This window comes from Shewanella algidipiscicola (assembly GCF_003605125.1).
Classification (GTDB): domain Bacteria; phylum Pseudomonadota; class Gammaproteobacteria; order Enterobacterales; family Shewanellaceae; genus Shewanella; species Shewanella algidipiscicola.
Window position 1 is genome coordinate 77013 of the sequence record NZ_QPQT01000013.1, and the last position, 14343, is coordinate 91355.

A 14343-nucleotide genomic window follows, 5' to 3' on the forward strand; every position below is an offset into this window, starting at 1 on the left:
CGCTAGCCTTAATATTATCTGTCGTTAATGAAGATTTTGCTATTATTATGAGTAGGTTTTTGTGTTTTAGTTGGTTTTATGTAGCGAAAAGGCGCTCCAGATGGCGCGCCTTTGCTATGTTAACTTTAAGCTATAAAAAGTGGATTAACGGGTCCAAACCCAATTTTCAATGTTACTTGGGTCAACGCCATTAGCCTTGATGTAATTACGGTGGTCGACTAAACGTTGTAACATATCTGTTGTGATACCCACGTGCTGAGTTTCGTCGATAACGCCTTGTTGAAATAGCTTGTATGCCATGTCGATGACAAGGTGGTAGCGAGAAGTTCCGTTACGTACTCCCATATCGAATGGAGTGGTAGTCGAACCTTCCTCTTCGTAGCCCTTGATGCGGAATCTACGGCTGCCTTTGTAATCAAAAACCAATTTCTTAATCGTATTTGGATAGCCGTGATAGTTAAATACCACACCTTTATCGGCAGTGAATACTTCATCCATCAACCATGGCTTGCTTTGGAACTCTAGGCTACCTAGACCGCTACTAGTGAGCTCAGTTACACTGACAAAACGGATACGCACTTTTGGTAGGAGCTCCCTAATGAGCACTAGTGAAGCCATTGCTTCTTGAGTGACGTAGTCACCACAACCAACAAGGACAACATCAGGGTTTTCATCTGAGGCAAAGTCCCACACCATTACCCCATCTTTGGCTTGCTGACGAGCTTCAGCAAGCGTTAGCCATTGTGGTAACTCTTTCTTACCTGCCACTAAGATGTTGAGCTTGTCGCGATCTTGATATGCACGCTCGGTATAGACTAGTGTGCTGTTACCATCAGCAGGAAGATACGCTGAGATAATCTTAGGATGTTTCTCTAACATCGCTCCCAAGAATGAGGGGTTTTGGTGTGAGTAACCGTTATGGTCTTGACGTTCAAGCAGCGAAGACAATACCACGTTACATGCAGGCACAGGCTTACGGAAATGTACACCTTGGCTAGCGTATACGTATTTACAGTATTGGTCTGCCATAGACGATACCACTTGCGAGAATGCCTCATATGTGGGGAACATGGCGTGACGACCCGTTACAGTGTAGCCGTGAAGCATACCAAACAGGAGGTTTTCAGACAGTAGCTCAATGACGCGACCATCGCGAGACATATCTTGATCCCAGCTCTCAATCGGCCACTGCCAAGCACGATCGGTTTCTTCAAATACGGCCTGAAGTTGATTTGAATAAGTTTCGTCTGGGCAGAAAATACGTAAGTTACGTTGATCTCGGTTGAGTTTCATCGCATCACGCATCCATTCCCCCATTTTATACATGGATAGACCACGTTGACCACGAGGGGTTTCTGCGCCATAGGCGAGTTTTTCTAGATCAGGTTGGGCTAATGCGCGAACCACTTCACCACCATAACTTAACTTTTGACGTCCGCAAGTAAGCTCTTTTGGAGGAAGTAAAGATTGGATCTCTTCATCAAAAATTAGTTCACCCTTTTCATTGATGCTGTATAGCTCATCAAATTTATAGCTGGCTAACCAAGCTTCTAATGCATCAAGGTGACCTTTGTCTGTGGCGCACTTGTTAACGATAACTTGGTGTGACTCACAGTTACCTTCCAATTTCTTACCGCCAAATTCAGCAGTACCTGTCCAGCCTTTAGCTGTACGCATAAGGATAACTGGCCAGCGTGGCTTAACCACATCTTCGCCTGAGCGGGCACGGGTTTGAATATCGTTGATCATTGCATAAGACATATCCATTGCCGCAATCATTTGAGCGTATACATCTTCTTCAAGCTGATCATCAACGATAATGGGGTGGTAGCCTAACCCTCTAAATTCAAGATCTAGCTCTTCATGACTCATGCGGCCCATACGTGTAGGACCTGAGATTTTGTAGCCATTAATATGCACAATCGGTAAAACAGCGCCGTTATTTTTTGGTGAAACTAAGCGGTTGGCATACCAAGACGCAGCTAATGGACCCGTTTCAGACTCACCATCACCAATGAGGCACGCTGCAATGAGATCAGGATTATCAAGTACCGCGCCCCACGCAACAGAGAGTGAGTACCCAAGTTCACCGCCTTCTAGAATTTGTCCTGGCGCTTCTGGGTTAGCGTGTGATGGGTATCCATACGCTGCTGAAAATTTCTTACAGATATCTTCAATACCCGCTTCATTGTATGGAATGGTTTCTGGGTAGTAATGGCTTAGAGAGCCTTCCATGAAAAGGTTAGCTTGTACTGCCGGGAATCCATGACCTGGACCAACTAAATAGACGAAAGAGCGGTTATGCTTGGCAATGAGGCGGTTAACGTTAGCGTAAACGAAGTTAATACCAGGACATGTGCCCCAGTGCCCAAGCAGTCTAGGTTTAATATCGCTATGCTCCAAAGGACGCTTGTGAAGTACGTTTTGCTTTAAGTAAATTTGCGATGTGGCAAGAAAGTTGGTTGCTCTAACAAATTTCTTAAGTGCACTGATCTCTTGTTGTGACATAAGGAACCCCATTGATGGTAAGCATTAAAAGTTAATCAAATCTTATGTGGGTCACTATATTTGTAATTTTATTACAAAAACGTGTCCGATATCTTATTTTTAAAAAGTTATAATTTAGTGAGTATGTAAATTGTTTGGCTGTAGCTCTATTGTTGCCTAGGTTATCAGTGTGATTTATTTTTGTGATATTGCGTGATCAGCCTGTCGCATAGGTGGGTAATTGTGATCTGGATCACATGGTGATTTTTTGAGGTTATGCTATTTTGGCGCGTTGAATCCGGTAGGCATGATGTTTAGGCATCGTGAAAGGACAATTCGAAAAGAAAATCCTACTGAGATTGTTCGATCAAATTGGGAAGGAAATTAAATACACTGACGCTGAAAGCGAGCCTGCTGGCCGTTTGAATTCGTTCTGGGGATTATCAAGTACTATGTTTGAATCTTTATTAAATTTAGTTGAAACGACGATAAATGCGATAAACGGTGTGCTCTGGGGCAGTGTATTAATATACGTGCTGGTGGCTGCTGGGGTATTGTTTACTTTGCGTTTAGGTTTCATTCAATTTCGCATGTTTGGTCATGGCGCCAAACTGGTTATACAAGGTCGCGAGAAAATTAACGGCATCTCGTCATTTCAGGTGTTTTGCACCTCGATGGCGGCACGAGTCGGTACTGGTAATATGGCAGGCGTTGCCGTCGCCATTACGGTTGGCGGTGCGGGTGCCATTTTTTGGATGTGGCTTATTGCATTATTAGGGATGGCCACCGCCTTTATTGAATCTACTTTAGCGCAAGTTTACAAGGTCAAAGACTGTGATGGTCAATACCGTGGTGGGCCTGCTTATTATATGGAGCGAGGCTTAGGTAAGCGATGGATGGGGACTGTGTTCTCAGTGTTACTGATCATCGCCTTTGGCTTTGCATTTAATGCAGCGCAAGCCAATACAATGACTGATGCGTTAAACAATGCCTTTGGATATGACAAAACCCTTGTTGGTCTAATCATTGTGCTTGCCGCCGCCTACATCATTACGGGTGGGCTTAAGAAGGTTGCTAAAGCCTCTGAGCTTATTGTACCTGTGATGGCTGTGGCTTATTTAGCCATTGCATTAGTCGTATTGGTGATGAATATCGAGCAGGTACCAGCGGCACTAGAGTTCATTGTTAAAAGCGCTTTTGGATGGGAAGAAGCGGCTGGTGGTGCAATGGGCGCCATGATGGCGGGTATTGCTCGTGGGCTGTTCTCGAATGAAGCTGGTATGGGGAGTGCGGCTAATATTGCAGCCTCTGCAAGTCCTAATCCTAATCATCCAGCCTCCCAAGGTTTTGTTCAGATGATGGGGGTATTTGTCGATACCATCGTTATCTGTAGCGCCTCTGCAGCGATTATCTTGTTATCTGGTGTGCTAGATAATCCTGGCGATCAAAAAGGCATTGGCTTGTTACAGTTGGCGTTAACGAATGAAGTGGGCAATTGGGCGGCGTATTTTGTCGCGTTTGCCATCATCTTATTTTGTTTCTCATCGATTATTGCCAACTATAGTTACGCTGAAAGCAATGTGATGTTCTTAACCAAAAGTAAAAAAGTGCTTTATGTGTTTCGTGCTGTAGTACTTGCCATGGTGATGGCTGGCTCAGTGGCTTCATTACAGTTGGTGTGGAACTTTGCCGATCTTTCTATGGGAATGATGGCGTTAGTCAACATTGCGGCGATTGTAATGTTATCTAAGGTAGCATTTGCGGTGATCAAAGACTATGAGCGTCAAATTAAGGCTGGTGAAACGCCTACATTTCATGCCTCTGACTTTCCTGAAATCAATGGTTTAGACGACGGGATCTGGAAAGGTAAGCCGAGTGCCACAATACTCTGCAATGATGAAAAGAAATCGAGTGCAGTACCTGAAGTGTAATTGTATTCAGTGGGTTCAATTTAATAATTGAATCAGCACTATCTAAAAAACCACGCCGTTTAAGCGTGGTTTTTTTATGGTGGCATCAGTATCATAGGAGCTATTGAATCCTCACCTTTTATAGGACATCTAATGCTGATTTTAGTGTCGCCAGCCAAAACGTTAGATTATGACAATCCTGCTAAAACCCAGGAATATACCCTGCCAGTCTTGCTGCAACACAGTGAAATATTGATTGAGACTTGTCGACAATTAACGCCGGCAGATATAGCTTCCCTGATGAAGGTCAGCGATAAAATCGCGGGACTCAATGCGGCGCGCTTTGCTTCTTGGACTGCCGATTTCAATCTTGATAATGCCAAACAAGCGCTGTTCGCGTTTCGTGGTGATGTCTATACTGGCTTAGATGCCGATAGTTTATCGCAGACGAGTTTGCAGCGAGCTCAGGCACGTTTAAGAATATTATCTGGTTTGTATGGCTTGCTGCGTCCATTAGATTTAATGCAGCCTTATCGTCTCGAAATGGGCACCCGCTTAGCCAATTCTCGTGGCAGTAATTTGTATCAATTTTGGGGCGATATTATTACCGAGCAGGTCAATAAGGCGCTCGCAGAGCAGGGTGATGAACTGATTGTCAATTTAGCGTCTAATGAATATTTTAAATCGGTAAAACCTAAGCAATTACATGGGCAACTGATCACCCCTATTTTTAAAGATCATAAAAATGGTCAGTATAAAGTCATTAGTTTTTATGCCAAAAAAGCCCGCGGTATGATGGCGCGTTATCTATTAGATAATGATGTCAAAGATTATCAAGGGTTGATTAAATTCGATAGTGCAGGTTATTACTACTGCGAAGCCGAATCGACATTGCATGAGCCGACCTTTTTACGTGAAGCGCAGTAATGAAGTGCATAAAAGGCAGCCAACAGGCCAATGTTGAGCGGTTATAAAGTTAAGTGAGCGCTTAAGCCGCCTTTAACAGTAAAAAAAATCCAATATCAGCGATGATATTGGATTTTTTGTCTGTGGTGTTGCCCTTGACTTATTTTGACGTATCTACAGGTCTTAAGGGGATATCTGATTGCGCCATCAAATAGGCAAATTGAGCATAGGCTGCCACATTTTGCGCTAATGCCTTAGGATCGATTTTATCTAGGGTATCATTAGGCGTGTGGTGATAATCGAAATAGTCGCTGCCATCTTGGCGTAATGAAGCAACTGGGACGCCGTAGCCAGGTAGCATAGAAACATCTGGTCCCCCTGAGGCGTTATTATTGCCAGCAGCGACACCATTGGCTTGCATAGATTGGGTCAGGTGTTGTACAGAGTGAAACGCATCGGCGGCCACATTAAAATCAATTTGATAGATGCGTCCAGCACCAAAGTCTGATTCAGCAGCAATGTAGTGTTTAGCTAACTCTTGTTGATGTTCTCTTGCATAGGTTTTTCCGCCGATTAAGCCAATCTCTTCTGCTGCATACAGTACGACTCTAACCGTACGCGCTGGCTTGGTCGGTAGCTGTGAAATTAAGTGGCCGGCAGTGGCGACAATCGCTACGCCTGCACCATCATCGATAGCACCAGTCCCTTCATCCCATGAATCTAAATGGGCACCAATCAGTACAACCTCATCGCGCTTGCTGCTGCCAGTGACTTCAGCAATCACATTGTAGGAGGTGGCATAACCTAAATTTGTCGGTGACATGTGCAATTGCAGCACGACATGGGGATCGCGTTTTAGCATCAATCCTAATAAATCTGCATCTGGCGCCGACATGGCCGCCGCTGGGATTTTCGTTACCCCTTCTTGATAACGCATCATTCCAGTGTGCGCCATGCGGTCATGATCGGTGCCAATAGAGCGAATCACTATCGCTACAGCGCCTTTTTTGGCTGCAGCGACAGCGCCTTTAGAGCGGCCGCCAACGGTTTGACCGTAGCCTTTGCCGGTTTTAAAACGAGGAGTGCGATGATCGATAAAGACAATTTTGCCTTCGACTTGCTGCCTGTCGGCTTGTTCGAGTGCAGCAAGATCTGCAAATTGAACAATCGGAGCGCTTATCCCAGCCGCTGGAGTCGCTACACTGCCGCCAAGGGCGGTGATCACTATAGGTTGGGGATAGGGGGAGACCACGCGAGCGCGAGCTTCACCACGTTGCCATACGGGCACTTTTACCGGTTCTTTATAGACCTTATCAAATCCTAATGAGTTGAGTTTGTCTTCCGCCCATTTGACCGCCATTAAATCTTGTTTACTGCCGGGTAAGCGTGGGCCCACTTCAACGGTTAATGATTCGACAATATCAAAGGCCAATGTTGACTGTAATGCTTGTTGTTGCAGTTGTTGGCTCACCTCTTGATGAGCATCTTTTACGGGTGTTTGTTGGCAACCAATGAGTCCAGCAAAAAGGGCGCTGGAGAGGAGGGTAAGGGCAGAGCGTTTCATGAGTTTCCTTTGTTTTTATTACGTATGTCCCATTTTTCAAAACAATCTACCAAAAAGTGTGCTTTATGTCCCGACTATATCTTTAAGTCAACGCTATATTAGTGCCGGGGTTTGTTTTAGGAGAAATTGCTCGTAATGAATATAGAATTGATGCAACAACGAGCTGACAATGCTGTTGTTCTGCTCAAGGCGTTGGCCAATGAACGTAGGTTATTTATCTTATGTTATCTTCTGAGCGAAGGTGAAATGTGTGTAGGTGAGATGAATAAGAAGCTAGGCCTAAGTCAATCAGCGTTGTCACAACATTTAGCGTGGCTTCGTAAGGATAATTTAGTTGAAACGCGTAAAGAAGCTCAAACCGTATTCTACTCGCTAAAGAGTCAAGAAGTGTCTGAGATCATTAAGCTGCTCAATACTATCTACTGTCATTGATCTTAAACGGCTAGCACTGCAGGCAAAACTGGCATAGCGAAAGCATTGTCAGTTTTTTATGGTCTTTTGTTTATAAATAAAAACAGGGTCTTGATAAATTTAAGTTACAAAAAAACCGGCTAAAGCCGGTTTTTTTATGTCGCTAACAGAATTTAAGCAGCTAGTGCTTTGATTCTGGTGTTCAAGCGAGACTTTTGACGAGCAGCTTTATTCTTGTGAATAAGGCCTTTAGTCGCCATACGGTCAACGATTGGTTGTGCAACATTAAATGCTTCAGTCGCCGCTTTGTGATCGCCAGCGTTGATAGCAGCGATAACTTTCTTAACGTATGAACGTAACATTGAACGACGGCTAGCATTATGCTGACGACGTTTTTCAGATTGAAGCGCGCGCTTCTTTGCAGACTTGCTATTAGCCAAGGTGCAACTCCTAAAAGGGTTAGATATTTTTAAAGGTCGAGGAATATGCCTTTTTTTAGTCACTTTGTCAATGACCATGATCGGATCTTTATCTTAAAGATAAATTAATCAGAGCATACTTGGCGTTCTTCAACCTAACTCGTGTAATATGGTGCGCAATTCTAGCAGCAAAAGCTGCATTGGGACAGGGGCAAAATAGACTTTTCAGTTTATTTTGCTGTTGTCTGTGCTCTGGTCAGGGGGCGTTTTGAGCAAGAAACTATTTAAGTCTGGCATGATTGTCAGTGCCATGACATTGATTTCTCGTGTTTTAGGGCTTGTACGTGATGTGGTTATCGCCAATTTAATGGGAGCGGGTAGCAGTGCCGATGTGTTCTTTTTCGCCAATAAGATCCCTAATTTTTTAAGGCGTCTTTTTGCCGAGGGAGCTTTTGCACAAGCTTTCGTCCCCGTACTAACCGAATATCAAGAAAAACACAATGCTGAAGAGGTGCGTGAACTGCTGTCTAAGGTGGCGGGGACACTTGGTATTTTAGTGTCGGTAGTTACTCTTTTGGGAGTGATAGCTTCGCCAGTATTAACCGCATTGTTCGGCGGCGGCTGGTTTTTAGCTTGGCTAAATGACGAGCCTAATGGTGAAAAATTCGAGCTAGCTTCACTCATGCTAAAGATTACTTTTCCCTATTTATGGTTTATTACGTTTACGGCGTTGGCAGGCTCCATTCTTAATACGAGAGGTCGCTTTGCGGTATCGGCTTTTACTCCCGTCTTTTTAAATGTCGCCATAATTGCGGCTGCCATCTATCTCGCGCCGACACTGGAAAAACCTGAAATCGGCCTCGCTTGGGGCGTCTTTTTCGGTGGTGTGATCCAGTTTTTGTTTCAAATCCCCTTTTTGTTACGTGAGAAAGCATTAGTTAAGCCATCTTGGGGGTGGCATCACCCTGGCGTGGTGAAAATTAGAACCTTGATGATCCCAGCGTTATTTGGAGTATCGGTGTCGCAAATTAACTTGCTGCTCGATACCTTTATTGCCAGCTTCTTAGTCACAGGCTCTATCAGTTGGCTCTATTATTCTGATCGTTTATTAGAGTTTCCGCTTGGATTATTTGGTATTGCCATCGCGACGGTAATTTTACCCGCGTTATCTAAGCGACATGTAAATGCGCAAGACCAAGGGTTTTCGCAGACGATGGATTGGGGGGTGAAAGCCATTTTATTGCTTGGACTGCCAGCGATGTGTGGCTTAATTGTGCTAGCGAAACCCATGTTGATGGTGTTGTTTATGCGCGGGGCCTTTAGCCTTGATGATGTCAATATGGCCTCATACAGTTTGATGGCTTACGGGGCGGGGCTACTGAGTTTTATGTTGATAAAAGTATTGGCACCTGGTTACTACTCTCGTCAAGATACCAAAACACCAGTGCGCTATGGCATTATCGCTATGGTCAGTAATATGGGATTTAACCTGATTTTCGCTATTCCCTTTGGCTATGTTGGTTTAGCGATTGCCACGTCTATGTCGGCGTTATTGAATGCAGGCTTATTATATCGTGGTTTGCATCGTGCCGGTGTGTATCAAGTTAGTAAGCAGACATTACTCTTTTTTATTAAAACTTTGGTTGCAGCCAGCTTGATGGTGATGGTTTTATTATTTCAACTACCCATTATAGAACAGTGGCTTGCTATGTCTTTCGGCGAAAGAGTTATGACGTTATCAGGCCTTATTGGGCTCGGTGCTGTGGTCTACTTATTGACTATGGTATTGTTAGGAATTCGTCCCTGGAGAATGAAAGCTGGCTTTTGAGTGCTGATTATCGCGCTTAGCTGGTATATAATCCGCCAACTTATGCTTGCTAGTTATTGAATGTAATGGAACTGATCCGCGGTATACATAATATTTTACCTAGACACCATGGCTGTGTGCTGACCATTGGCAATTTCGATGGTGTCCATCGCGGCCATGCTGAAGTCATTACTGCGCTAGTCAAAAAAGCGCAGCAACATGGTGTACCAGCAACGTTAATGACGTTTGAACCTCAGCCTCAAGAGCTGTTTCAAGGTGACAGTGCGCCTGCGCGCTTGAGTCTGCTGCGTGATAAAATTGTGTTGCTAGAAGAGTTAGGGATTGACCGCCTACTGTGTGTTAACTTTAACCGTAAGTTTGCCTCGATGCCTGCCGAAGCATTTGTCGAACAATTATTAGTTAAACAGCTTGGGGTAAGATACTTAGTTGTTGGCGACGATTTTTGTTTTGGTCAACATCGCAGCGGTAATTTCGACATGCTTAAGCGTGCGGGTGAAAAGTTTGGTTTCGCAGTGGTCAATACGGCAAGTTTTGTGCTCGGAGACAAGCGTGTCAGCTCCACCGAAATTAGAAAGCAATTGGCGCAGGGAAATTTAGAGCAAGCTAGGCGTCTACTAGGGCATCCTTTTACCTTGTGTGGCCGAGTTGCTCATGGTGAAAAAATTGGTCGTACTATTGGTTTTCCGACGGCCAACATAGCCTTAAAGCGTAAAGTGTCTCCGGTGCGGGGCGTATTTGCTGTTAAGTTGTTTTGGGCCGGAAGCGATATCTATGAAGGTGTCGCCAACGTTGGTTTTAGACCGACAGTCAATGGACAGCATTGTCAGTTAGAAGTCCACTTATTTGATTTTCAAGGTGATCTTTACGGAAAAACCGTTGAAGTTGAATTGGTGGCAAAAATTCGCGATGAACAGCCATTTAAATCGTTAGATGCGCTGAAGCGACAAATTAAAAATGATGCTGACAGAGCACTGGCTCTGCTTGGCTTTGATGCAGGCTGAGCTCTTTTAGCTAAATAAACGGTATAGGATCAAATGAGCGACTATAAATCTACTCTGAATTTACCGGAAACAGAATTTCCGATGCGTGGTAACTTGGCTAATCGTGAGCCAGAGATGTTGAAATCTTGGACCGAAAAAGGTCTATACCAAAAGATTCGTGAAAGTCGCACTGGCGCTAAGCCTTTCATTTTGCATGATGGTCCTCCATATGCAAACGGTGACATTCATATTGGTCACTCTGTTAACAAAATCCTTAAAGACATTATTATCAAGTCTAAAACCATGTCGGGTTTCGATGCCCCTTATATTCCTGGTTGGGATTGTCATGGTCTACCGATTGAACTTAAGGTTGAGCAGAAAGTCGGCAAGCCAGGTCATAAGGTTTCAGCTGCAGAGTTTCGTCAGCAATGTCGTGAATATGCCGCCAAACAAGTCGATGGTCAGCGTGAAGATTTTATCCGCTTAGGTGTGTTTGCTGATTGGCAAAATCCCTACCTAACCATGGATTTTAGCACCGAAGCCAACATCGTTCGTTCGCTATCTAAAGTGATTGAAAGTGGCCATTTACACAAAGGCGTTAAGCCAGTCCATTGGTGTACCGATTGTGGTTCTGCTTTGGCTGAAGCGGAAGTGGAATATGAAGACAAGATGTCGCCAGCTATCGATGTGGCGTTCTCAGTGGTGGATAAACCTGCGCTATTAGCTAAATTTGGTTTAAGCGATTATCAGCATACTATTTCAATGGTTATCTGGACTACCACACCGTGGACATTGCCAGCTAACCGCGCCTTATCTGTTGCGGCTAACATTGAATATACCTTGGTTGAAATCACTAAAAATGGTCATACTCAAGCCTTAGTGTTAGCCGATGAATTGGTCGAGTCGTGTGTGGAGCGCTATGGCGCACAAAGCCATACCGTGCTGGCGAAAGTCGCTGGCGCTGAACTAGAGCTATTACGTTTTAATCATCCCTTCTACGACTTTGATGTGCCGGTTATTTTAGGCGAACACGTAACTGTTGATTCTGGTACTGGTGTGGTGCATACCGCGCCTGGTCATGGTCAGGACGATTTCGTCGTTGGTCAAAAGTACGGTTTAGAAGTCGCTAACCCGGTTGGTGATAACGGGGTTTATAAAGCCGATACAGAGATCTTTGCCGGTCAACATGTATTTAAAGCCAACAAGAGTGTGATTGCGCTGCTCGAAGAGAAGGGCGCCTTAATGAATCATGTGGCGATTAATCACAGTTACCCACATTGCTGGCGTCATAAAACGCCAATTATCTTCCGTGCTACGCCGCAGTGGTTCATCTCAATGGATCAAAAAGGGTTACGTACGCAAGCATTGAGCGAAATTAAACAGACGCAGTGGATCCCAGATTGGGGCCAAAGCCGCATCGAAAAAATGGTCGAGAACCGTCCTGACTGGTGTATTTCACGCCAGCGTACTTGGGGCGTACCGATTACCTTGTTTGTACACCGTGAAACTGAAGAGTTACATCCAGACAGCGTGGCATTGATGGAGCGCGTGGCGCACCGCATTGAGCAACAAGGTATTCAAGCTTGGTGGGATCTTGATGCCGCAGAACTGCTTGGTGATGAAGCGGAACAATACCGTAAGGTAACTGACACCTTAGATGTGTGGTATGACTCTGGTTCGACCTTCTCCTCGGTTGTTGCTGCTCGCCCAGAATTTCATGGTCATCCTATTGACCTGTATTTAGAGGGCAGCGATCAGCATCGTGGTTGGTTTATGTCATCGCTGATGATCTCAACCGCCATGAACGGTAAAGCCCCCTACAAGCAAGTATTGACTCACGGTTTTACCGTTGATGGTCAAGGCCGCAAGATGTCTAAGTCTGTGGGTAACGTGATTGCCCCGCAGCATGTCACCAATAAATTGGGTGCTGACATTCTTCGCCTGTGGGTCGCCGCCACCGATTACAGCGGTGAAATGACGGTTTCTGATGAGATCTTAAAGCGTAGCGCCGATGCCTATCGTCGTATTCGTAATACCGCTCGTTTCTTGCTAGCTAACCTTACAGGTTTCGAGCCAGCAACCGATATGGTCGCCGTCGAAGACATGGTGGCGTTAGATCGTTGGGTTGTGCGCCGCGCCGCAGCACTGCAACAAGAACTGCTTGAAGCGTACGATCAATATAACTTCCACTTAGTGACGCAAAAACTGATGCAGTTCTGTTCGGTTGAGCTGGGCAGTTTCTATCTTGATATAATCAAAGACAGACAATACACAGCTAAAGACAGTAGCCATGCTCGTCGTAGCTGTCAGTCAGCTTTGTATCTGATTTCAGAAGCCATGGTGCGTTGGATTGCACCAATCTTAAGCTTTACCGCAGATGAGATTTGGCACTTACTACCGGGTGAGCGTGGTGAGTTTGTCTTTACCGAAACCTGGTTTGAAGGTTTGCAATCGGTGACGCTTGAGTCTGACTTGAGTGATGCCTATTGGCAGCAACTGCTGAGCGTGCGTGATGAAGTCAACAAAGTGATTGAAAATGCGCGCCGTGAAAAACAAGTGGGTGGCTCGCTAGAGGCTGAAATTACTCTTTATGCCGACGAGACTCTTGCAAGCGCATTAAACACATTGGGTGACGAGCTGCGCTTTGTGTTACTCACCTCTAAGACCACAGTGGTGGATTTAGCTCAGGCGCCTGCCGATGCCATAGTGACTGAATTGACCGGCCTGAAGTTGGGCTTGCACAAGTCAACAGCTCAGAAGTGTGAGCGTTGCTGGCACCACAGAGAAGATGTTGGCCAAGTGGCTGAGCATCCAACCTTGTGTACGCGTTGCGTGACTAACATCGAAGGTGACGGCGAAGTTCGTCAGTTCGCGTAAAGGAATCGTTATGCCATCAAGCTGGACAGAGAGTGGCTTACGTTGGTATTGGATAGTTGTGTTGGTGTTTATCGCCGACCAACTTTCCAAACAATGGGTGTTAGCCAATTTTGACCTGTATGAGTCAATCAAGTTGCTGCCATTTTTTAATTTCACCTATGTGCGAAATTATGGCGCAGCCTTTAGCTTTTTGAGTGATGCAGGTGGTTGGCAGCGTTGGTTATTTACCCTAGTGGCCGTTGGTTTTAGTACACTGTTGACTGTGTGGCTGCGCAAGCAGCACCGCGGTCTGTGGCGATTAAACTTGGCCTACACCTTGGTTATTGGTGGTGCATTAGGTAATTTAATCGACCGATTACAACATGGATTTGTTGTCGATTTCCTTGATTTTTATTGGAATACGAGTCATTTTCCTGCCTTTAATATTGCCGACTCTGCTATCTGTGTCGGTGCAGGGCTTATCATTATTGATTCGTTTATTACCGAGCGTAAACCAAACGGCGAAAGCGCCGCAAAGGGGTAATTAAGTGTCTGTATCTCGTTCGTTATTGTGCCACATGAATATAGTACTTGAAGATGGCTCGACTGCCGATAGTACCAAAGCATCGGGTAAACCGGCTAAATTAAACATTGGTGATGAGACGTTAAGCCCAGCTTTTGAAGCTGAACTAATCAATTTAGCTCAAGGCGATAAGCACAGCTTTACATTGCAGGCGGCCGACGCGTTTGGTGAGTCCAATCCTGATGCCATTCACCATATGGACAGAACAAAATTCCCTGCCGATATGAATTTAGAAGCTGGCGTGATAGTCAGTTTTGCTGGTCCTGGTGGTAGCGAAATCCCAGGAATTGTGCGTGACGTGTTAGGCGACTCGGTAACGGTTGATCTTAATCATCCGTTGGCAGGCCGTGCCGTTACCTTTGAGTTAGAAGTGATTCAGGTACTTTAATTATGGCGATG

At 45.1% G+C, this 14343-nt stretch carries 11 protein-coding genes; 8 read left to right on the forward strand and 3 right to left on the reverse strand.

Annotated features, from left to right (window positions below; all coding sequences use genetic code 11):
* Window positions 1-144: 144 nt before the first annotated feature.
* Window positions 145-2520 (reverse strand): phosphoketolase family protein, encoded by a 2376-nt coding sequence (locus tag DVO77_RS14530; protein WP_110456560.1) that lies wholly within the window; start codon window positions 2518-2520, stop codon window positions 145-147.
* A 419-nt stretch (window positions 2521-2939) separates the two neighbouring features.
* Here DVO77_RS14530 and DVO77_RS14535 point away from each other — a divergent pair, with 419 nt between their 5' ends.
* Window positions 2940-4418, forward strand: a complete 1479-nt coding sequence (locus tag DVO77_RS14535) for an alanine/glycine:cation symporter family protein (protein WP_110456559.1) — start codon at window positions 2940-2942, stop codon at window positions 4416-4418.
* A 132-nt stretch (window positions 4419-4550) separates the two neighbouring features.
* Window positions 4551-5324 (forward strand): peroxide stress protein YaaA, encoded by a 774-nt coding sequence (gene yaaA / locus DVO77_RS14540; RefSeq protein WP_110456558.1) that lies wholly within the window; start codon window positions 4551-4553, stop codon window positions 5322-5324.
* Window positions 5325-5463: 139 nt separating this feature from the next.
* On the opposite strand, the gene DVO77_RS14545 is transcribed toward yaaA, so the two are convergent.
* Window positions 5464-6867 carry a M20/M25/M40 family metallo-hydrolase gene (locus DVO77_RS14545; RefSeq protein ID WP_119978834.1) on the reverse strand — a complete coding sequence of 468 codons (1404 nt, stop codon included), beginning with the start codon at window positions 6865-6867 and terminating at the stop codon, window positions 5464-5466.
* A gap of 135 nt (window positions 6868-7002) precedes the next feature.
* Between DVO77_RS14545 and DVO77_RS14550 the strand changes: the two genes are divergently transcribed.
* On the forward strand, window positions 7003-7299 hold the full coding sequence (locus tag DVO77_RS14550) for an ArsR/SmtB family transcription factor (RefSeq protein ID WP_110456556.1): 297 nt from the start codon (window positions 7003-7005) through the stop codon (window positions 7297-7299).
* 152 nt (window positions 7300-7451) lie between these two features.
* Here DVO77_RS14550 and rpsT read toward each other — a convergent pair whose 3' ends face one another.
* Window positions 7452-7718: a 30S ribosomal protein S20 gene (gene rpsT, locus DVO77_RS14555; protein WP_110456555.1), complete on the reverse strand. Its 267-nt coding sequence runs from the start codon at window positions 7716-7718 to the stop codon at window positions 7452-7454.
* A gap of 247 nt (window positions 7719-7965) precedes the next feature.
* Between rpsT and murJ the strand changes: the two genes are divergently transcribed.
* The 5 genes from murJ (at window position 7966) to fkpB (ending at window position 14332) form a co-directional block, all read left to right on the forward strand.
* Window positions 7966-9525, forward strand: coding sequence for a murein biosynthesis integral membrane protein MurJ (gene murJ / locus DVO77_RS14560; RefSeq protein ID WP_119978835.1), 1560 nt, complete (start codon window positions 7966-7968; stop codon window positions 9523-9525).
* Window positions 9526-9590: 65 nt separating this feature from the next.
* Window positions 9591-10526 (forward strand): bifunctional riboflavin kinase/FAD synthetase, encoded by a 936-nt coding sequence (ribF, locus tag DVO77_RS14565; RefSeq protein ID WP_110456553.1) that lies wholly within the window; start codon window positions 9591-9593, stop codon window positions 10524-10526.
* A gap of 33 nt (window positions 10527-10559) precedes the next feature.
* Window positions 10560-13382 carry an isoleucine--tRNA ligase gene (gene ileS / locus DVO77_RS14570; RefSeq protein WP_119978836.1) on the forward strand — a complete coding sequence of 941 codons (2823 nt, stop codon included), beginning with the start codon at window positions 10560-10562 and terminating at the stop codon, window positions 13380-13382.
* Window positions 13383-13392: 10 nt separating this feature from the next.
* Window positions 13393-13905, forward strand: coding sequence for a signal peptidase II (gene lspA / locus DVO77_RS14575; protein WP_110456551.1), 513 nt, complete (start codon window positions 13393-13395; stop codon window positions 13903-13905).
* Window positions 13906-13909: 4 nt separating this feature from the next.
* Window positions 13910-14332, forward strand: a complete 423-nt coding sequence (gene fkpB / locus DVO77_RS14580) for an FKBP-type peptidyl-prolyl cis-trans isomerase (RefSeq protein ID WP_110456550.1) — start codon at window positions 13910-13912, stop codon at window positions 14330-14332.
* Window positions 14333-14343: the final 11 nt, after the last annotated feature.

What these genes read in the sequence shown, in the direction of transcription:
- DVO77_RS14530 (WP_110456560.1), bottom strand. Translation starts at nt 2,520, where the DNA reads ATGGGGTTCCTTATGTCACAACAAGAGATCAGTGCACTTAAGAAATTT.
- DVO77_RS14535 (WP_110456559.1), top strand. Translation starts at nt 2,940, where the DNA reads ATGTTTGAATCTTTATTAAATTTAGTTGAAACGACGATAAATGCGATA.
- yaaA (WP_110456558.1), top strand. Translation starts at nt 4,551, where the DNA reads ATGCTGATTTTAGTGTCGCCAGCCAAAACGTTAGATTATGACAATCCT.
- DVO77_RS14545 (WP_119978834.1), bottom strand. Translation starts at nt 6,867, where the DNA reads ATGAAACGCTCTGCCCTTACCCTCCTCTCCAGCGCCCTTTTTGCTGGA.
- DVO77_RS14550 (WP_110456556.1), top strand. Translation starts at nt 7,003, where the DNA reads ATGAATATAGAATTGATGCAACAACGAGCTGACAATGCTGTTGTTCTG.
- ribF (WP_110456553.1), top strand. Translation starts at nt 9,591, where the DNA reads ATGGAACTGATCCGCGGTATACATAATATTTTACCTAGACACCATGGC.
- ileS (WP_119978836.1), top strand. Translation starts at nt 10,560, where the DNA reads ATGAGCGACTATAAATCTACTCTGAATTTACCGGAAACAGAATTTCCG.
- lspA (WP_110456551.1), top strand. Translation starts at nt 13,393, where the DNA reads ATGCCATCAAGCTGGACAGAGAGTGGCTTACGTTGGTATTGGATAGTT.